Source organism: Hydrogenophaga sp. (assembly GCF_028698005.1).
Taxonomy (GTDB): domain Bacteria; phylum Pseudomonadota; class Gammaproteobacteria; order Burkholderiales; family Burkholderiaceae_C; genus Hydrogenophaga.
This window is the reverse complement of the sequence record NZ_JAQVEJ010000051.1, coordinates 1-18,192: the sequence shown is the minus strand read 5'-3', so window position 1 is coordinate 18,192 and position 18,192 is coordinate 1. Positions and strand designations below refer to the sequence as shown.

The 18,192-nt window shown below is 67.6% G+C and carries 17 protein-coding genes and 1 pseudogene; 13 read left to right on the top strand and 5 right to left on the bottom strand.

The annotated features are described in order from the left end of the window. Both PHQ87_RS07410 and PHQ87_RS07405 read right to left on the bottom strand, forming a co-directional pair. Positions 1 to 398 (bottom strand): annotated as a pseudogene (locus tag PHQ87_RS07410) (C4-dicarboxylate ABC transporter substrate-binding protein); the annotation flags it as partial. A 256-nt stretch (positions 399 to 654) separates the two neighbouring features. Beyond that, positions 655 to 1,326 carry a GntR family transcriptional regulator gene (locus PHQ87_RS07405; RefSeq protein ID WP_300232638.1) on the bottom strand — a complete coding sequence of 224 codons (672 nt, stop codon included), beginning with the start codon at positions 1,324 to 1,326 and terminating at the stop codon, positions 655 to 657. A gap of 84 nt (positions 1,327 to 1,410) precedes the next feature. Between PHQ87_RS07405 and PHQ87_RS07400 the strand changes: the two genes are divergently transcribed. From PHQ87_RS07400 to lysS, 9 genes are all read left to right on the top strand, one after another. Further along, entirely contained in the window at positions 1,411 to 2,184 is a 774-nt protein-coding gene (locus tag PHQ87_RS07400; RefSeq protein WP_300232637.1) for a 5-oxoprolinase subunit PxpA, read from the top strand. Further along, complete coding sequence (locus tag PHQ87_RS07395; protein ID WP_300232635.1) at positions 2,184 to 3,842, top strand: 5-oxoprolinase/urea amidolyase family protein; 1,659 nt, start codon at positions 2,184 to 2,186, stop codon at positions 3,840 to 3,842. Before PHQ87_RS07400 ends, PHQ87_RS07395 begins: the two co-directional genes overlap by 1 nt. Next, positions 3,842 to 5,587, top strand: coding sequence for a biotin carboxylase N-terminal domain-containing protein (locus PHQ87_RS07390; RefSeq protein ID WP_300232642.1), 1,746 nt, complete (start codon positions 3,842 to 3,844; stop codon positions 5,585 to 5,587). The genes PHQ87_RS07395 and PHQ87_RS07390 overlap by 1 nt, the downstream gene beginning before the upstream one ends. Before the next feature lie 32 nt (positions 5,588 to 5,619). Continuing rightward, positions 5,620 to 6,939: a replication-associated recombination protein A gene (locus tag PHQ87_RS07385; RefSeq protein ID WP_300232632.1), complete on the top strand. Its 1,320-nt coding sequence runs from the start codon at positions 5,620 to 5,622 to the stop codon at positions 6,937 to 6,939. 267 nt (positions 6,940 to 7,206) lie between these two features. Beyond that, positions 7,207 to 8,136, top strand: coding sequence for a branched-chain amino acid ABC transporter permease (locus tag PHQ87_RS07380; protein ID WP_300232630.1), 930 nt, complete (start codon positions 7,207 to 7,209; stop codon positions 8,134 to 8,136). 21 nt (positions 8,137 to 8,157) lie between these two features. Continuing rightward, positions 8,158 to 9,258, top strand: coding sequence for an ABC transporter ATP-binding protein (locus PHQ87_RS07375; RefSeq protein ID WP_300232629.1), 1,101 nt, complete (start codon positions 8,158 to 8,160; stop codon positions 9,256 to 9,258). 19 nt (positions 9,259 to 9,277) lie between these two features. Beyond that, positions 9,278 to 10,048: an ABC transporter ATP-binding protein gene (locus PHQ87_RS07370; RefSeq protein WP_300232627.1), complete on the top strand. Its 771-nt coding sequence runs from the start codon at positions 9,278 to 9,280 to the stop codon at positions 10,046 to 10,048. 20 nt (positions 10,049 to 10,068) lie between these two features. Then, on the top strand, positions 10,069 to 10,785 hold the full coding sequence (locus PHQ87_RS07365; protein WP_300232625.1) for an ABC transporter ATP-binding protein: 717 nt from the start codon (positions 10,069 to 10,071) through the stop codon (positions 10,783 to 10,785). Between the two features lie 135 nt (positions 10,786 to 10,920). After that, positions 10,921 to 12,471 (top strand): lysine--tRNA ligase, encoded by a 1,551-nt coding sequence (gene lysS / locus PHQ87_RS07360; protein ID WP_300232622.1) that lies wholly within the window; start codon positions 10,921 to 10,923, stop codon positions 12,469 to 12,471. A gap of 14 nt (positions 12,472 to 12,485) precedes the next feature. On the opposite strand, the gene PHQ87_RS07355 is transcribed toward lysS, so the two are convergent. The 3 genes from PHQ87_RS07355 to rpoH form a co-directional block, all read right to left on the bottom strand. Continuing rightward, on the bottom strand, positions 12,486 to 12,638 hold the full coding sequence (locus tag PHQ87_RS07355; RefSeq protein ID WP_300232619.1) for a hypothetical protein: 153 nt from the start codon (positions 12,636 to 12,638) through the stop codon (positions 12,486 to 12,488). Continuing rightward, positions 12,635 to 12,817: a 7TM-DISM domain-containing protein gene (locus PHQ87_RS16065; RefSeq protein ID WP_366524443.1), complete on the bottom strand. Its 183-nt coding sequence runs from the start codon at positions 12,815 to 12,817 to the stop codon at positions 12,635 to 12,637. Before PHQ87_RS16065 ends, PHQ87_RS07355 begins: the two co-directional genes overlap by 4 nt. Before the next feature lie 173 nt (positions 12,818 to 12,990). Continuing rightward, on the bottom strand, positions 12,991 to 13,944 hold the full coding sequence (rpoH, locus tag PHQ87_RS07350) for an RNA polymerase sigma factor RpoH (RefSeq protein WP_300232640.1): 954 nt from the start codon (positions 13,942 to 13,944) through the stop codon (positions 12,991 to 12,993). Between the two features lie 320 nt (positions 13,945 to 14,264). On the opposite strand from rpoH, the gene ccoG reads away from it, so the two are divergent. From ccoG to selD, 4 genes are all read left to right on the top strand, one after another. Further along, positions 14,265 to 15,704 (top strand): cytochrome c oxidase accessory protein CcoG, encoded by a 1,440-nt coding sequence (gene ccoG / locus PHQ87_RS07345; protein WP_300232616.1) that lies wholly within the window; start codon positions 14,265 to 14,267, stop codon positions 15,702 to 15,704. A 24-nt stretch (positions 15,705 to 15,728) separates the two neighbouring features. Then, positions 15,729 to 16,610: an NUDIX domain-containing protein gene (locus tag PHQ87_RS07340; protein ID WP_300232615.1), complete on the top strand. Its 882-nt coding sequence runs from the start codon at positions 15,729 to 15,731 to the stop codon at positions 16,608 to 16,610. A gap of 11 nt (positions 16,611 to 16,621) precedes the next feature. Next, positions 16,622 to 17,770 carry a PQQ-dependent sugar dehydrogenase gene (locus PHQ87_RS07335; protein ID WP_300232612.1) on the top strand — a complete coding sequence of 383 codons (1,149 nt, stop codon included), beginning with the start codon at positions 16,622 to 16,624 and terminating at the stop codon, positions 17,768 to 17,770. A 78-nt stretch (positions 17,771 to 17,848) separates the two neighbouring features. Beyond that, on the top strand, positions 17,849 to 18,192 hold a 344-nt coding region (selD, locus tag PHQ87_RS07330), incomplete at its 3' end, for a selenide, water dikinase SelD (RefSeq protein WP_300232610.1).

Genomic DNA, 18,192 nt, shown 5'->3' with positions numbered 1-18,192 from the left:
TGGTCGAGCTTCTTTTCCAGGGCCGGCTTCTGTGCCTGGTACAGCTTGAAGGCCTCGTCATAGCTGTTGACCAGGAAGGGCAGGCCGTCCAGGCCGAACAGCGGCCACTCGTTCTGGAAGCTGACCATGAAAAATTCGCCGGCCTGCGCCTGGCCGCCCTGCACGGCGCGCTTGATCTCGGGAGCCTTGAACAGCGATGCACCGGGGTGGGCGGTGATCTTCAGGGCCCCACCCGTGGCGGCTTCCACGTCCTTGGCGAACTGGGCAATGTTTTGCGAGTGGAAGTTGAAGGCCGGGTAGGCCGAGGGCAAATCCCACTTGGCCTGGGCCTGCGCGCCGGCGGCAAGGCTGAGGCCGGTGGCCAGCGTGGCGGCGGCGACGAAGGTGCGACGTTGCATGGCGAACTCCTGATGCGGATGAAACAAAGGGGCGCCCGGGTGACCGAAAGGCGTCGGGGCGTCGTCGGCTGAGCAACAGCCGTGCCGGACATTAACACCGTTGGTCAACAACGGAAATAGGTGAAACCAACAATGTTCATGTTTTGTGGTTGAGTTAATTTTGTTTTGTGTGTTTATATGATCTTATTTGTTGAACAATATGAGCGTCGCATGCATGGAGAAGCTACCGGTGCGGCCACTCTGGACTGACCAGGCCTCAGCCCACGTGACGGGCGTACACGGCCAGCACCATGCGCTCGGAGTGGATCAGGTAGTCCTCCAGCGTCTTGGCGGCCTCGGCGGTCTTGCCGTCGGTGAACAGTTGCAGCAGGTGAGCGTTTTGATCGATGTAGGGCGCGTGCAGGTACTCGGGGTCGTCCACCAGGCCGAAGGCCAGGCGGAGCTCGGCCACGATGTCCGAGAACATGGCGGACAGCCGGGGGCTGTCGGCCAGCGCGACGATGCCCGCGTGGAACGCCATGTTGGCCGAGCCCACCTGCAGCCAGTCGCCCGCGTCGCGTGCCTGCACGGCCTTGTCGAGCGCGGCCTTCATGCGCTGGTGCGCCGGGTGCCGGGGCCAGGCCTGTGCCAGCGCCTGGCATTCGATCAGGCGGCGCACGCGGTAGATGTCGATGATGTCGGCCATGCTGGGCACCACCACCGAGACCCCGCGGTTGGGTTCGTGGCGCAGCAGCCCTTCCTTGATGAGGATGCGGAACACCTCGCGCAGCGTGTTGCGGGAGATGTTGAGCTGTTCGCTCATCGCGGCTTCCGACAGGTGCTGGCCAGCCCGAAGCTGTCCCTGGATGAGCCGCTGCCGGATGGTTTCGGCGACGGCGTCGGTCAGGCTCGGCGAGCTGGCGGGAGAGGGAAAGTGGCGGGCTGGCATGTGGTGATGAACGGAAGGTGGTGTCGCGGTCCGGGGCAATTGCTCAACAATCAGCGATGGAATTTTGAATCATAAGGAGCGGACATGGATTTGAACAGCGACCTGGGCGAGAGCTACGGTGCCTGGACGATGGGCGATGACGCGGCGATGCTGGCCATCGTCACCAGTGCGAACGTGGCCTGTGGCTTCCATGCCGGTGATCCGGCGGGCATCCTGAAGACCCTGCGCGACGCGGCCGCCAACGGCGTGGCCGTGGGCGCGCATGTCGCCTATCCCGACCTCGTGGGTTTCGGGCGGCGCAACATGGACCCGACCAGCCGCGAGCTGGTGGCCGACGTGATCTACCAGATCGGTGCCCTGCAGGGACTGGCCGCCGCGGCCGGCACACGGGTGAGCTATGTGAAACCGCACGGCGCCCTGTACAACACCATCGCGCACGACGAGCGGCAGGGGCAGGACGTCATCACCGCGATCCTCGAGGTGGATCCGGGGCTGGTGTTGATGGGACTGGCCGGCTCGCCGCTGCTGCGCCGTGCCCAGGAGCGCGGGCTGCGCACGGCGTCGGAGGCCTTCGCGGACCGCGCCTATACCGACGACGGCGCGCTGTTGTCGCGCCGGCTCGAAGGCGCGGTGCTGCACGACCCGGAGCTGGTGGCCGAGCGCATGCTGCGTCTGGTGGAGACGGGCGAGATCGAGGCGGTCTCGGGCAAGCGCGTGCGACTGGAGGCAGACTCCATCTGTGTGCACGGTGACAGCCCGGGCGCGGTGGCCATGGCGCGCCGGCTGCGCGAACGTCTGCAGGCGGCGGGCATCGCGCTCCAGCCCTTTGCACCAGCGACGGAAAGGGCGCGCCCGTGATGCGTATCCTGCCGGCCGGTGACCAGGCTGTGCTCGTGGAGCTGGACGACCTGCGCCAGACGCTGGCGCTCTTCCAGGCCTGGCAGCGGTCCCCTCTGCCGGGCGTGGAGGAGATCGTGCCCGCCGCGCGTACCCTGCTGGTGTCGTTCCGGCCATCGGCGGTCGGGGTCGCGCAGGTGGCGGGCCATGCCTGGCGGCTGTACGGAACGCTGGCGCGACAGGCGAGCGGTGACTCCGCGCCGGCGGGTCGGCTCGTCGAACTTCCCGTCCGCTACCACGGCGAGGATCTGGAAGCCGTGGCCGAGTTGCTGGGGATCGGTGTGCCCGAGGTGATCGAGCGTCACACGGGAAGCGAGTACCTGGCCGCGTTCGCAGGTTTCGCGCCGGGTTTCGTCTATCTGGCCGGTGGCCATCCCAGCTTCCAGATTCCGCGCCGCTCCACGCCCCGCACCCGTGTGCCGGCGGGCTCGGTGGCGGTGGCGGGCGACTTCAGCGCCGTGTACCCGGCCGACAGTCCGGGCGGATGGCAGTTGCTCGGCGTCACGCCCTGCCGCATGTGGGACCTGCAGCGTGCCGAGCCGGCCCTGGTGCAGCCGGGTCAGCGTGTCCGCTTCATCGACATGGACCGCCCGGGGGCCAGGTACAGCCTGCCGTCTGTGGCGTCGTCTCCCGTGGCGTCCGGCGATGCGACGGCCGTGAACCCGGATGGCCACGGACTGTGGGTCGAGTCGGCCGGGTTGCAGACGCTGTTCCAGGACCTGGGTCGTCCCGGCCACACGGGCATGGGCGTGTCGGCCTCGGGCGCGCTGGATAGGGGCGCCTTGCGCCGCGCCAACCGCATCGTGGGCAACCCCAGCGACACGCCGGCGCTGGAGAGCCTGCTCGGCGGACTGCGCCTGCGCTGCCAGGGCCACGCGATGCTGGCCGTGACCGGGGCGCGGGTGCCGCTGACCTTGACCGATGCCACGGGGCGCCCGTTGCCCGCGGCCATGGATCGCCCGCTGGCGCTGGACGATGGCGATGTGCTGGCCATCGGGGCACCGGTCGCCGGCGTGCGCTGCTATGTGGCCGCGCGCGGCGGCTTCGACGTCGAACCCGTGCTGGGCAGTTGCGCCACCGATACGCTGGCCCGCGTGGGCCCGCCACCGCTGGTGGCCGGCCAGGCGCTGGTGGTGGGCGCGGCCGTCGCGAGCGAGCGCCTGGGTGCCGTGACGCACGACGAGATACCCCCACCGGACCTGCCCACGGCCGAGAGCGTGGTCACGCTGGATGTGGTGCTCGGGCCGCGCACCGACTGGTTCACGCCCGCTGCCGTGCAGACCCTGCTCGGGCAGGCGTGGCGGGTGACGCCGCGGTCCGACCGGGTTGGCATGCGCCTGGAAGGCGATGTTCCGCTTGAGCGCGCGCACGCCGGCGAGCTGCCCAGTGAGGGCACCGTGCTGGGGGCCATCCAGGTGCCTGCCAATGGCCAGCCCGTGCTGTTCCTGGCCGACCATCCCCTGACCGGCGGTTACCCCGTCATCGCGGCGGTGGCCGGCCACCACCTTGATCGGGCCGCGCAGGTCCCGGTTGGCGCGCGCCTGCGGTTTCGCGCCGCCGGCTCCTTTGCGTCCATCGGCGTTCACGGAAACACCCTGACCGAAGAAGGTATCGCATGATCACCAAAGTCCTGATCGCCAACCGTGGCGAAATCGCCGTGCGCATCGCGCGCGCCTGCGCCGACTACGGCGTGAAATCCGTGGCCGTCTATGCCGACGGCGACGCCGACGCCCTGCACGTGCGCATGGCCGACGAGGCCTGGGGCCTGCAGGGCGAGCGGGCGGCGGACACGTACCTGCGCATCGACAAGCTGCTCGACATCGCGCGCCGCAGTGGTGCCGATGCGGTACACCCAGGTTACGGCTTCCTGTCGGAGCGGGCCGAGTTCGCGCGCGCCGTGATCGAGGCCGGCCTGGTCTGGATCGGGCCCAGGCCCGAGACCATCGAGGCGCTGGGCGACAAGGTGGCTGCGCGCCGGATCGCCCAGCAGGTGGGTGCCCCCCTGGTGGCGGGCACGCCCGAGCCGGTGAAGGACGCGGCCGAGGTGCTGGCCTTTGCCGAGCAACACGGGCTGCCGATCGCGATCAAGGCCGCGTTCGGCGGCGGTGGTCGCGGTCTGAAGGTGGCCTGGCGCATGGACGAGGTGGCCGAGCTGTACGAGTCGGCGGTGCGCGAGGCGACGGCGGCCTTCGGCCGTGGCGAGTGCTTCGTCGAGCAGTTCCTGGACCGCCCGCGGCACGTGGAGGCGCAGGTGCTGGCCGACACGCAGGGCCATGTCGTCGTGCTGGGCACGCGCGATTGTTCCCTGCAGCGCCGCAACCAGAAGCTCGTGGAAGAGGCGCCCGCGCCCTTTCTGGAGGAGGCGCAGCGCCAGCGTATCCATGAGGCGGCGCGCGCCATCTGCGCCGAGGCTGGCTACGTCGGCGCCGGCACGGTGGAGTTTCTGCTCGCGCGCGATGGCCAGATCTCCTTCCTGGAGGTGAACACCCGCCTGCAGGTCGAGCATCCCGTGACCGAGGAGACGACCGGCATCGACCTGGTGGTGGAGCAACTGCGCATCGCCGATGGCCTGCCATTGACATTGCGCGAGACGCCTGCGCCGCGTGGTCACAGCATCGAGTTCCGGATCAACGCCGAGGACCCGGGGCGGGGCTACCTGCCCACGCCCGGCACCATCGCGGCGTTCGAGGTGCCCGGCGGCCCCGGCGTGCGTGTGGACAGCGGGGTGTGTGCCGGCGCCAGCGTGTCGGGGCTGTTCGACTCCATGCTGGCCAAGCTGGTGGTCACCGGCGCCACGCGCGAGCAGGCGCTGGCGCGTGCACGTCGCGCCCTGGCCGAGTTCCGCATCGAGGGCGTGGCCTCGGTGCTGCCGTTCCACCGCGCTGTCTTGCAGGACCGCGATTTCTCGGGCGAGGAGGGTTTCCATGTCCACACGCGCTGGATCGAGACCGTCTTCGCGCAGCGCATGCCCATCGCGCCGCGCCCGGCGCCCGCGCAGGACGTGCCGCTGGTGCGCAGCTTCATCGAGGTCGATGGCCGGCGGGTGTCGCTTGGCTTGCCCGCCTCGCTGCTGGCGGCCTCGCCGGGTACCGCCCTCGTGCCCGCCCTGGTGCCGCACGCCCCGGCCCCGGTCGCGGCGGCGGCGCAGCCGGGAACCAACCACATCGTGGCACCGATCGCCGGTTCGCTGCTCGCCTGGCGCGTGGCGGCGGGCGACACCGTGCAGGCGGGCGACGTCGTGGCCGTGATGGAAGCCATGAAGATGGAGACGACGATGACGGCACCCGTGGCTGGCGTGCTGCAGCATGCGGTGGCCGCCGGTCAGACGGTGTCCGCCGGCGCGGTGCTCGGATCGGTGGGCTGAACGGGCCGGGCGCGCTGGGCTATAACCGCCGCATGGCAACTTCCTTTTCCGCTTCTGCCGCCGCGGCGGCCGCACACCACCAGCCGCTGGCCGAACGCCTGCGGCCGCGCACGCTGGGCGAGGTGATCGGCCAGCAGCACCTGCTGGGCGAGGGCATGGCCTTGCGCCTGGCATTCGAGTCGGGTCAGCCGCACAGTTGCATCCTCTGGGGACCGCCGGGGGTGGGCAAAACCACGATCGCGCGCCTGATGGCCGACGCCTTCGATGCGCAGTTCATCACCATCAGCGCCGTGCTCGGCGGCGTCAAGGACATCCGCGAGGCGGTGGAGCAGGCTCTGCTGGCGCGCGATGGTCTGCATGCCCAGCGCACCATCGTCTTCGTCGATGAGGTGCATCGCTTCAACAAGAGCCAGCAGGACGCCTTCCTGCCGCACGTCGAGAGCGGCCTGTTCACCTTCATTGGCGCCACCACCGAGAACCCTTCGTTCGAGGTCAATTCGGCCTTGCTCTCGCGTGCGGCGGTGTACGTGCTGCAGCCGCTGGGCGAGGACGATCTGCGCCAGCTGGCGGGTCGTGCGCAGGCCATCGGCGCGGTGCCGGCCGTCGAGCAGGCCGCCATGGACCGACTCATCGCCTACGCCGACGGCGACGCGCGGCGTCTGCTCAACACGCTGGAAACGCTGAGTGTCGCCGCCGGCCGGGAGAAACTGGCCGAGGTGACCGATGTCTGGGTGCTCAAGGTGCTGGGCGAGCGGATGCGGCGCTACGACAAGGGCGGCGAACAGTTCTATGACACCATCAGCGCGCTGCACAAAAGCGTGCGCGGTTCCGACCCGGATGCCGCCCTGTACTGGTTCGTGCGCATGCTCGATGGCGGCGCCGATCCGAGGTACCTGGCGCGGCGCCTCATCCGCATGGCCACCGAAGACATCGGCCTGGCCGACCCCCGTGCCTTGCGGCTGGCGCTCGATGCGGCCGAGGTGTACGAGCGCCTGGGGTCGCCCGAAGGCGAGCTGGCGCTGGCCGAGTGCGTGGTCTACCTGGCGGTCGCGCCCAAGTCCAACGCGGTGTACAAGGCCTTCAACCAGGCCAAGGCCTTCGTGAAAAAGGATGGCAGCCGCCCGGTCCCGCTGCGCCTGCGCAATGCCCCCACCCAGCTCATGAAGTCGCTCGACTACGGCAAGGGCTACCGCTACGCGCACGACGAGGAGGGCGGATTTGCCGCGGGTGAACGTTATCTGCCCGACGGCATGCCGGATACGCCGTTTTACCGGCCGGTGCCGCGCGGATTGGAAATCCGCATCGGCGATAAGCTGAAAGAGCTGAGGGAATTAAATAATCAGAAGAACTAATAATCAGATTGTCCCGCTGATGTAGGGTTTTTCGGGGGGGTCAATCAAGGGTAAACCCGCGCCAATTAAGGGCTTGCACGCATCGGGTGGACAAAAGGCGTTGGCTAAAATCCGCCACCACCCCGCCAGGTTCCCATGGGATCAGGATCAACCTGGCGGGATTATTGCTAGGTCCAACGGGTACGAAATCGGGGCTGCCGGCCGCACCAGGGTCAGGGAGTGGAGCCTGTGCTGAGTCCCGGCCTGTCACAAACACGGAGAAACATCATGGACGTCTTGCTACAGCAGATCATCAACGGTCTGGTCCTGGGCAGCATGTATGCGTTGGTGGCGCTGGGATACACCATGGTGTACGGCATCATCGGGCTGATCAATTTCGCCCATGGCGAAGTGCTCATGGTCGGTGCGCTGACGAGTTGGACCATCATCCGCTGGATGCTCGATGCCTCGGTGGGCATGCCGGGCTGGGCAATACTGGCGCTCGCCACCCTGATTGCGATGGTGGTGTGCGCGGCGCTCAACTTCACGATTGAGAAACTCGCCTACCGGCCGCTGCGCAATTCGCCGCGGCTGGCGCCACTGATCACCGCCATCGGCATGTCGCTGCTGTTGCAGACGCTGGCCATGATCATCTGGGCACCCAACCCCAAGCCCTACCCGTCGATGCTCTCGCGCGAGCCGATCCACATCGGTGGTGCGGTCATCTCGGTGACGCAGATCACCATCCTGGCGACGACCGTGATCACGCTGGCCTTGCTGATGTGGCTGGTCAACCGCACCAACCTGGGGCGCGCGATGCGGGCCACGGCGGAGAACCCGCGCGTGGCGGCCCTGATGGGCATCAAGCCCGACGTGGTCATCTCGGCCACGTTCATCATCGGTGCCATGCTCGCCGCCATCGCTGGCGTGATGTGGGCGTCCAACTACGGTACCGTGCAGCACGCCATGGGCTTCATGCCGGGGCTCAAGGCCTTCGTGGCCGCCGTCATGGGCGGCATCGGCAACCTGGCCGGTGCCGTGGTGGGTGGCGTCGCCCTGGGGCTGATCGAGGCGCTGGGCGCGGGCTACCTGGGCGCCCTGACCGGCGGCTTCCTGGGCAGTCAGTACGTGGACATTTTCGCCTTCGTGGTGCTGGCGCTGGTGCTGACGCTGCGGCCGTCGGGCCTGCTGGGCGAACGCGTGGCCGACCGCGCCTGATACTTGCGGGAGAGACACACCATGCTGAGCAACATCAAACCCGCCAAGCTGGCGACCTTCGTCGTCGTCGCCATCGCGCTGCTGGCACTGCCCATCCTCCTGCAGGCCACCGGCAGCAACTCGTGGGCGCGCATCGTCGACATCGCGCTGCTGTACGTGCTGCTGGCCCTGGGCCTGAACATCGTGGTCGGCTACGCCGGCCTGCTCGACCTGGGCTACATCGCGTTCTTCGCGGTCGGCGCCTACCTCTACGGTCTGCTGGCGTCGCCGCACCTGGCCGACACCTTTCCTGCCGTCAAGGCGTTGTTCCCCAACGGGCTGCACATCAACATCTGGCTGGTGATGATCGTGGCGGCGGCGCTGGCGGGCATTGTCGGCATGATTCTGGGTGCACCCACGCTCAAGCTGCGCGGCGACTACCTGGCCATCGTCACGCTGGGTTTCGGCGAGATCATCCGCATCTTCCTGCTCAACCTCGATCGTCCGATCAACATCACCAACGGTCCCAAGGGGCTGAGCCAGATCGACGCGCTGTCCGTCTTCGGCTTCAACATGGGCAAGCGGCACACGCTGGAGATCGGTGACTGGAGCTACACCATCCAGCCGGTCACGCTCTACTACTACCTGTTCCTGTTCTTCGTCCTCCTGACGGTCGTCATCTCCTACCGTCTGCAGGATTCGCGCATCGGCCGCGCCTGGATGGCGGTGCGTGAGGACGAGATCGCCGCCAAGGCCATGGGTCTGAACACGCGCAACCTCAAACTGCTGGCTTTCGGCATGGGTGCCTCGTTCGGCGGTATCTCCGGCGTGCTGTTCTCTTCGTTCCAGCGTTTCGTCTCGCCCGAATCCTTCGCGCTGATGGAATCGGTGATGGTGGTGGCGATGGTCGTGCTCGGCGGCATCGGCCATATCCCGGGCGTGATCCTGGGGGCGTTGATGCTGGCAGGCCTGCCGGAAGTGCTTCGCCACGTGGCCGGCCCGCTGACCGAGATGACCGGTGGCCGTCTGGGCCCGGAAATCCTGCGCCAGTTGCTGATCGCGCTGGCCATGGTGGTGGTGATGCTGCTGCGTCCGAAGGGGCTGTGGCCCGCGCCGGAGCACGGCAAATCCCTGGCCAAGTGAGCACGAGGACACCATCACCATGAGCGACATCATTCTCAAAGTAGCGAACGTGTCCAAGCGCTTCGGCGGCCTGCAGGCGCTGAGCGATGTGGGCATCGAGATCCAGCGCGGCCAGGTCTACGGCCTCATCGGTCCCAACGGCGCCGGCAAGACCACCTTCTTCAATGTCCTGACGGGCCTGTACACGCCCGACAGCGGCAGTTTCGAGCTGGGTGGCCAGCCCTACACGCCCACGGCGGTGCACGAGGTGGCCAAGGCCGGCATCGCACGCACCTTCCAGAACATCCGTCTGTTCCCCGAAATGACGGCGCTGGAGAACGTGATGGTCGGGCGCCATGTGCGCACCCACTCCGGTCTCGTGGGCGCCATCCTCCGCACGCCGGGTTTCAAGCGCGAGGAGGCGGCCATCCGGGAGCGCTCGATGGAGCTGCTGGACTACGTGGGCATCGCGCGCTTTGCCGACTACAAGTCGCGCACGCTCAGTTACGGCGACCAGCGCCGCCTGGAGATTGCCCGCGCGCTGGCCACCGACCCGCAACTGATCGCGCTGGATGAGCCTGCCGCCGGCATGAACGCCACCGAGAAGGTCCAGTTGCGCGAGCTGATCGACCAGATCCGCAACGACAACCGCACCATTTTGCTCATCGAGCACGATGTCAAGCTGGTGATGGGCCTGTGCGACCAGGTGACGGTGCTCGACTACGGCAAGCAACTGTCCTCGGGTACACCTGCCGAGGTGCAGAAGGACCCCAAGGTCATCGAGGCCTACCTGGGCACGGGCGGAAACTGAGCGAGCACGGACACGACATCATGGCAAACACACTTCTCAAAGTCTCGGGCCTGAAGGTGTCCTACGGCGGCATCAAGGCGGTCAAGGGCATCGATATGGAGGTGCGCGAGGGCGAACTGATTTCCCTCATCGGCTCCAACGGCGCCGGCAAGACCACGACCATGAAGGCGATCACCGGTTCGCTGGGCATTGAAGGTGGCCGCATCGAGTACCTGGGCCGGGACACCCGGGGCAAGGGGGCCTGGGATCTGGTCCGGCAGGGTCTGGCGATGGTGCCCGAGGGCCGTGGCATCTTCACCCGCATGACGATCACCGAAAACCTGCTGATGGGGGCGTACATCCGCTCGGACAAGAAGGGCATCGACGATGACATCGAGAAGATGTTCGGCATTTTCCCGCGCCTGAAGGAGCGCAAGGACCAGCTCGCCGGCACCATGTCGGGCGGCGAGCAGCAGATGCTGGCCATGGCCCGCGCACTGATGAGCCAGCCCAAGGTGCTGCTGCTCGATGAGCCATCCATGGGCCTGTCGCCGATCATGGTGGACAAGATCTTCGAGGTGGTGCGCGACGTGTCGGCCCAGGGCGTGACCATTTTGCTGGTCGAGCAGAACGCCCAGCGCGCGCTGCAGATCGCCGACCGCGGCTATGTCATGGACTCCGGCGAGATCACCATGACCGGCACCGGCAAGGAACTGCTGGTCGATCCGAAGGTGCGTGAAGCCTATCTGGGGCATTGATGGAGAGCACCCCTGTGCGCCGCTGACGCGGCGCCCCCGGTTTCGAGGTGCCTGCAGCGTTGCGGGGCGTTCTGGAAGAAAAATTACAATAACGGGTTGCGCCTGTCCGGGCGCAGCCCGTTTTTTCTTCCGATCATGACCACAGAACAAGCCCCAGCAGCCGCAGCCGCCTCCGACGAGAACCAACTGATCGCCGAGCGCCGCGAAAAACTCAAGGCGCTGCGGGAGGCGCAGCAGCGTGGCGAGGGCGTGGCCTTTCCGAACGATTTCAAGCCCAAGGACAGCGCCGAGTCCATTTTCGCCCGCTACGGAGAGACGACCAAGGAAGCGCTCGAGGCGGAGCCGGCGCGCGCCAGTGTGGCCGGCCGCATGATGCTCAAGCGCGTCATGGGCAAGGCCTGTTTTGCGACGCTGCAGGACGCCTCCTTCGGCCCCAGCTCGGGCCGCATCCAGATCTACCTGAACAAGGACAGCGTCGGCGAGAAAACGCTGGAAGCCTTCAAGCACTGGGACCTGGGCGACATCATCGCCGCCGAGGGCACGCTGATCCGCACGCGAACGGGCGAACTCACGATCCACGCCGACCATCTGCGCCTGATCACCAAGAGCCTGCGCCCGCTGCCCGACAAGTTCCACGGCATCCAGGACCAGGAGGTCAAGTACCGCCAGCGCTATGTCGACCTGATGACCGACGAGGCCACGCGGCGCCGTTTCGTCGCGCGCAGCCAGGCCCTGGCGACGATCCGTGAATTCATGGTGGCCGAGGGTTTCCTCGAGGTCGAGACGCCCATGCTTCACCCGATCCCCGGCGGTGCGAACGCCAAACCCTTTGAAACGCACCACAACGCGCTGGATCAGCAGATGTTCCTGCGCATCGCGCCCGAGCTGTACCTCAAGCGCCTGCTGGTGGGCGGCTTCGACAAGGTGTTCGAGATCAACCGCAACTTCCGCAACGAAGGCATCAGCGTCCGCCACAACCCCGAATTCACGATGATGGAGTTCTACGCGGCGTGGTGGAACTACCGCGACCTGATGGACTTCACCGAGCGCCTGATCCGCACCGTGGCCCAGCGCGTGTGCGGCACCACCAGCCTGCAATACCAGGGCCGCACCGTCGACCTGGGTGCACCCTTCGAGCGCCTGACCATCCGTGAGGCGATCCAGAAGTACACCGACGCCGGCGAACGCGCGGACGACGCCGATTGGCTGCGTGGCGAGCTGAAGAAGCTGGGCATGAGCGAGGAGAAGGACAGGCTGTCGGACCGCAGCCTGGCCGGCCTGCAGGTGATGTACTTCGAGGAGAAGGTCGAGGAACAGCTGTGGAACCCGACCTTCATCATGGAGCACCCGACCGAGATCTCGCCGCTGGCGCGCGCCAGCGACGAACGCCCCGAGGTGACCGAGCGTTTCGAGCTCTACATCACCGGCCGCGAGTTCGGCAACGCGTTCTCCGAGCTCAACGATGCGGAAGACCAGGCCGCGCGCTTCCAGGCCCAGGTGGCCAACAAGGACGCCGGTGATGACGAGGCCATGTACTACGACGCCGACTACGTGCGCGCGCTCGAATACGGCATGCCGCCGGCCGGTGGCTGCGGTATCGGCATCGACCGCCTCATGATGCTGCTCACCGACAGCCCCAGCATCCGCGACGTGATCCTGTTCCCGGCGTTGCGACGGGAGGCCTAGGCGCACGCCGCCGGTCAGAAGTTGATGGTGGCGATGTTGCGCTGTTTGTTCCAGTGCAGCTCGTCGGCTTCGTCGAGCAGCCAGGCCAGGAGTTGCTGCGCGTCCAGCGGCAGCCCGGCGGCCGGGTCGGGCAGCAGCGCGATCACGATCTTGTAGCGCAGCGTCACGCCAGCCGGCAACCGGGGGGACGGGCACAGCCCGCCGGCCAGTATGACACCGGAAAGCGGTCGCGCGCATGCCACTGCTCGACCGGCAGGCGGTCACCGCCCTGCTGGTGTTGCCACTGCCCCTGCGGGTCCCGGTAGTACAGGTCGGCGCGGTCGGCACCGGTTCTGGCCAGCTCCAGCTCCCAGTGCGACCCGCCATCCCGCCAAGGCGGCCAGCCAGGCAGGCGAGTCTCCTTGGGTGGCGGGAGCGGTGGGCATGGGCACCACTGTCGGTGCCTTTTTGGCCCATCGGCCAGGGGTGACGGCCCCGTCTGCGGCGCCGACGCGACAGTGGCCGGCGGCGCCTGGGCGTTCAGGCGAAGCTGGCCAGGGCCTTGCGCATCTTCTTCATCGCGGCCACCTCGATCTGGCGGATGCGCTCGGCGCTCACGCCGTACTCGGCGGCCAGTTGGTGCAGCGTCTTGCCACCCGAACCATCGTCGTTGACCTGGAGCCAGCGCTCGGTCACGATGCGGCGCGAGCGCTCGTCCAGCTCACCCAGCGCCCGGGCGATGCCCTCGGTGGCCAGGTGGTCCCGCTGGGCCGATTCCAGGACCGTGGTCGGCTCGTGGCTGGTGTCGGCCAGGTAAGCGATGGGGCCGAAGGCCTCCTCGCCATCACCGGCCGGCGCCGGGTCGAGCACCACGTCGCCCCCGGCCATCCGGGTTTCCATCTCGCGCACTTCCTCGGGCTTGACATTGAGGTCGCGTGCCACCACGTCGATCTCGCCATCCGACAGTGCCTCGCGGTGGGTGTCGCCGTCGACCGATCCGGCGCGGAAACCCTGCTTCATGCTGCGCAGGTTGAAAAACAGCTTGCGCTGCGCCTTGGTGGTGGCCATCTTCACCATGCGCCAGTTCTTGAGGATGTACTCATGGATCTCGGCCTTGATCCAATGCATGGCATAGCTGACCAGACGCACGCCCTGGTCGGGGTCGAAGCGTTTGACGGCCTTCATCAGGCCGACGTTGCCCTCCTGGATCAGGTCGCCGTGAGGCAGCCCGTAGCCCAGGTACTGGCGCGAGATCGACACCACCAGCCGCAGATGCGACATCACCAGCCGGCTGGCGGCCTCCAGATCGTTGTGGTCGCGCAGGCGGCGTGCGGCTTCCTGCTCTTCTTCGAGCGTCAGCATGGGAAGCCGGTTGACCGCCGAGATGTACGCGTCCAGATGGCCCAGCGGCGGCAGGGTGAGCGAGCGCCCCGCCCAGCCGTGCGCCAGGGCAAGACCACCGGTGGTGGGTGTGCTGGGGTTGGCAAGCGTCATGGACATGTGAGAACCCTCCTATTGTATTGATGTTAGCACTCTCTGTGATCGAGTGCTAATGAAATGGTTCCATGCTTTCATTTCCCTGAGCGGGCCGTTGCCCTGCTCGGATTGACCGACCCGGCAGGACGCGACGGTCTGGTGGATGAATATGTCAGAAGTGTCACGTTTTGGCGGTCAATGGGTGCAATTGTCATGACATCACATCCTGTGCAGCCGGCCGACATGGTCTGCAACTGCTTGTCAGACTTGGTTTTTTCCGGCACATGACGGGTGGCATGAAACTTGAAGAAACCGGGCGACACGATAGGAGCAATGCCATGACGTCCCCGATCCCGACCCCGTCAGCGGTCCCGTCTGCCGCCTCCCCGGATGCGCCCGATGTGGTGACCATCTCGCTGTACGAGTCGCGCAAGAAGCTCTACCCGAAGGCCGTGCACGGGTTCTTCGCCCACTGGCGCTGGGCCCTGGTGTGGTTGACGCAGATCGTCTACTACGGACTGCCGTGGCTGAACTGGAATGGTCGTCAGGCGGTGCTGTTCGATCTGCTCTCGCGCCGCTTCTACCTGGGCGGCCTGGTGCTGTATCCGCAGGATTTCATCTACCTGACCGGTCTGCTGGTGATGTCGGCGCTGTCGCTGTTCCTGTTCACGGCGGTGGCTGGGCGCCTGTGGTGCGGCTATGCGTGCCCGCAGACGGTTTACACCGAGATCTTCATGTGGATCGAGAAGCTGGTCGAAGGTGACCGTGCCGCGCGCATGCGGCTGGACGCGGCACCCATGTCGGCGGCCAAGCTCGGACGCAAGGTCGGCAAGCACGCGCTGTGGTTGCTGGTCGCGCTGTGGACGGGCTTTACCTTCGTCGGCTATTTCACGCCCATCCGGACGCTGGGTGTCGAGGTGGTGGCCGGGGCGCTGGGTCCCTGGCAAACCTTCTGGATCTTCTTCTACAGCTTTGCCACCTACGGTTTCGCCGGCTTCATGCGCGAGCAGGTGTGCAAGTACATGTGCCCGTATGCGCGCTTCCAAAGTGCCATGTTCGACAAGGACACCCTGATCGTGACCTACGACGCCGCCCGCGGTGAGCCGCGCGGCTCGCGTGGCAAGAAGGTCGATCCGGCCTCCCGGGGGCTGGGTGCCTGCGTGGACTGCACCCTGTGCGTGCAGGTCTGCCCGACGGGCATCGACATCCGCAAGGGCCTGCAGTACGAATGCATTGGCTGCGGCGCCTGTGCCGATGTCTGCGACGAGGTGATGGACAAGTTCGGCTACGAGCGCGGCCTGGTCAAGTACTCGACCCAGAACGCGATGAACCAGGGCTGGAACCGGGCGCAGATCGTGCGCCGCGCACTGCGGCCCCGGGTGCTGATCTACTCGTTCGTGCTCGGTGCCATTGCCGTGGCGGTGGGAGTGAGCCTGTTCCTGCGGGTGCCCATGAAGGTGGACGTGATCCGCGATCGGGGTGCACTGGCGCGCATGGTGGAATTCGGGCGTATCGAGAACGTGTACCGGCTGCAGGTCATGAACGCCACCGAGGAGCGCCAGATGGTGGGCATCCAGGTCGAGGGTCTGCCCGGCATTGCGCTGGCGTCCGACGCCCGGGTCGAGGTGCTGCCCGCCGAAGTGCGCAGCGTGGCGGTGCGCGTGCAGGTGCCCCCGGGTGCGTCGCCCGGCTCGCATCCGATCACGTTCCGCTTGCAGGCCGAGGGCGACAAGGCCATCCGTGTGGAGGAAAAGACCACCTTCCTGGTGCCACGTTGAAGCGCGCCGGCGCACAATGCGGGGATGGCACTGTCATTCATCGCTGAAGAAATCACCACGCCCCCCGTGCCGTCGGCCACCGTCATGGTGGTGCGCGACGGCGCCGCCGGCCTCGAGGTTCTGATGGTGCGCCGGCACGGCAACGCCGGCGTGCTCGGTGGCGCCCATGTGTTCCCGGGCGGCAAGCTCGATCCGACGGATGCCGTCGACGACGCGGGTGCGCTGGACCTGCCCCCCGAGGACTGCGCGCGGCGGTTGTCGGAACCCGGCCTGCCGGTGGCCGATGCCGTGGCCCTGCACGTGGCGGCCCTGCGCGAAACCTGGGAAGAGGTCGGGCTGTTCATCGGGCATGGCCCGGTTGCCGAGGCCGAACACCGGACGCTGGCGGCACGCCTCGATGGCGGACACAGCTGGCCACAGGCGATGGCCTCGCTCGGCCGGGTGCTGCCGGTATCGTCCCTCATGCCCTGGTCGCGCTGGGTCACACCGCGCCGGCCCTCGGTGTCGAGCAGGCGCTTTGACACGCGCTTTTTCCTGGCGGTGGCACCCGCCGGCCAGACGGCGCTGCACGACGGCCACGAGGCGACCGAAGCCGTCTGGCTGTCGCCCCGGCGGGCGCTGGAGCGCTTCTGGGACGATGACATCGATCTGGCACCGCCGCAGATCATGAGTCTGATGGAGCTGGCCCGTCTGCCCGGCGTCGGCGCCGCCCGGGCCTACGCTGCCGCCCGCACGCCGCCGCTGATCGAACCGCACCCGTTCGACCGTGATGGCTGCCGTGTGATCTGCTACCCCGGTGACCCGGAGCATCCGGTGCCGCAGGCGGCGTGGACGGGGCCCACCCGGCTGACGCGCCGCCGCCAGCGTTTCGAGCCCGACGGTGGGCTGGCCGCCTTGCTGGACTGAGGATGGCCGCCATGCATCAACTGCACCGCTGTCTGGGCGTTCTGTCTTTGGCGCTGGCCGCCACCGCGACCGCCGCCCAGCCCTTGCCGCCGTCGGTCGCGACCGTGCCCGTCCGGGACTGGCGCACCGAGCTGCTGGCCGCCGGGCTGGCTCACCCCTGGGCGGTGGCGTTCATCGGCGACGGACGCATGCTGGTGACCGAACGGCCGGGCCGCCTGCGTGTGGTGGAGCCCGATGGGCGCATCGGCGCGCCACTGGCCGGTCTGCCACGCGTCGATGCCGTGGGGCAGGGTGGTTTGCTGGACCTGGTGGCGGACAGCGACTTTGCCCGCAACCGCCGCCTGTTCTTCTGCTTCAGCGAGCCGGGCGAGGGCGGCACCAACTCCACCGCCCTGGCCCGCGCGCGCCTGTCCGATGACGCCACCCGTCTGGACGACGTGCGGGTGATCTTCAGTCAGCAACCCAAGACGGCCAGCCGCGCCCACTTCGGCTGCCGCATTGCCGAAACGCCCGACGGGCATCTGTTCCTGACCCTGGGCGACCGTTTCCACCGCATGGCCGATGCGCAGACGCTGGACAACCACCATGGCAAGGTGGTGCGCCTGCGCAAGGAGGGCGGCCCGGCGCCGGGCAACCCGTTCGCCGGCAAGCCCGGAGCCCTGCCCGAGATCTGGAGCTACGGGCACCGCAACCCGCAGGGGGCCACCATGGGCCCGGACGGCCGGCTGTGGATCAGCGAGCACGGCCCGCAGGGAGGCGACGAGGTCAACCGGCCCGAGGCGGGGCGCAACTACGGCTGGCCCGCGATCACCTACGGCGAGAACTACGGTGGCGGTGCCATCGGCGAGGGCGCCGTTGCCCGGGGCGGCATGGAGCAGCCCGTGCTGCACTGGACGCCGTCCATCGCGCCGGCGGGCATGGCCTTCATCACCAGCGACCGCTACGGGCCGCAGGCCAGGGGCAGCCTGCTGGTGGGGGCCCTCAAGTTCCGTTACCTGGCGCGCCTGACGGTGCGCGGGGGGCGCGTGGTGGGCGAGGAAAAACTGCTGGGGGCGCTGGGTCAGCGCGTGCGCGACGTGCGCCAGGGGCCGGATGGCTACATCTACCTGCTGACCGACCACGGCAAGGGGCAACTGCTGCGCCTGCTGCCGCCGTCATGAGCTTGCGCGCACAATGAGCCTTTTGCGCCGTGGCCGGTGTGGCCGCGGCATGGCCATCTTGCAAGGACAATCGACACCATGAACGCTCCCGCGACCACCACCAGCACCGAACCCCGGCTGACCAGTCTGTCGCACGGGGGCGGCTGTGGCTGCAAGATCGCGCCTGGCGTGCTCTCGGACATCCTGCGCGGCACGGCCGCGATGCCCGTGCCCGAAGCCCTGCTGGTGGGCATCGAGACGGCCGATGACGCCGCCGTCTACCGCCTCAACGACGAGCAGGCGCTGATCGCCACCACCGATTTCTTCATGCCCATCGTCGACGACCCGTTCGACTTTGGCCGCATCGCCGCCACCAACGCCATCAGCGACGTCTACGCCATGGGCGGCACCCCCATCATGGCGCTGGCCCTCGTTGGCATGCC

Coding starts and splice junctions, on each gene's coding strand:
- PHQ87_RS07405 (WP_300232638.1), bottom strand. CDS start 1,326: ATGCCAGCCCGCCACTTTCCCTCTCCCGCCAGCTCGCCGAGCCTGACC.
- PHQ87_RS07400 (WP_300232637.1), top strand. CDS start 1,411: ATGGATTTGAACAGCGACCTGGGCGAGAGCTACGGTGCCTGGACGATG.
- PHQ87_RS07395 (WP_300232635.1), top strand. CDS start 2,184: ATGCGTATCCTGCCGGCCGGTGACCAGGCTGTGCTCGTGGAGCTGGAC.
- PHQ87_RS07385 (WP_300232632.1), top strand. CDS start 5,620: ATGGCAACTTCCTTTTCCGCTTCTGCCGCCGCGGCGGCCGCACACCAC.
- PHQ87_RS07380 (WP_300232630.1), top strand. CDS start 7,207: ATGGACGTCTTGCTACAGCAGATCATCAACGGTCTGGTCCTGGGCAGC.
- PHQ87_RS07375 (WP_300232629.1), top strand. CDS start 8,158: ATGCTGAGCAACATCAAACCCGCCAAGCTGGCGACCTTCGTCGTCGTC.
- PHQ87_RS07370 (WP_300232627.1), top strand. CDS start 9,278: ATGAGCGACATCATTCTCAAAGTAGCGAACGTGTCCAAGCGCTTCGGC.
- PHQ87_RS07365 (WP_300232625.1), top strand. CDS start 10,069: ATGGCAAACACACTTCTCAAAGTCTCGGGCCTGAAGGTGTCCTACGGC.
- lysS (WP_300232622.1), top strand. CDS start 10,921: ATGACCACAGAACAAGCCCCAGCAGCCGCAGCCGCCTCCGACGAGAAC.
- rpoH (WP_300232640.1), bottom strand. CDS start 13,944: ATGACGCTTGCCAACCCCAGCACACCCACCACCGGTGGTCTTGCCCTG.
- ccoG (WP_300232616.1), top strand. CDS start 14,265: ATGACGTCCCCGATCCCGACCCCGTCAGCGGTCCCGTCTGCCGCCTCC.
- PHQ87_RS07340 (WP_300232615.1), top strand. CDS start 15,729: ATGGCACTGTCATTCATCGCTGAAGAAATCACCACGCCCCCCGTGCCG.
- PHQ87_RS07335 (WP_300232612.1), top strand. CDS start 16,622: ATGCATCAACTGCACCGCTGTCTGGGCGTTCTGTCTTTGGCGCTGGCC.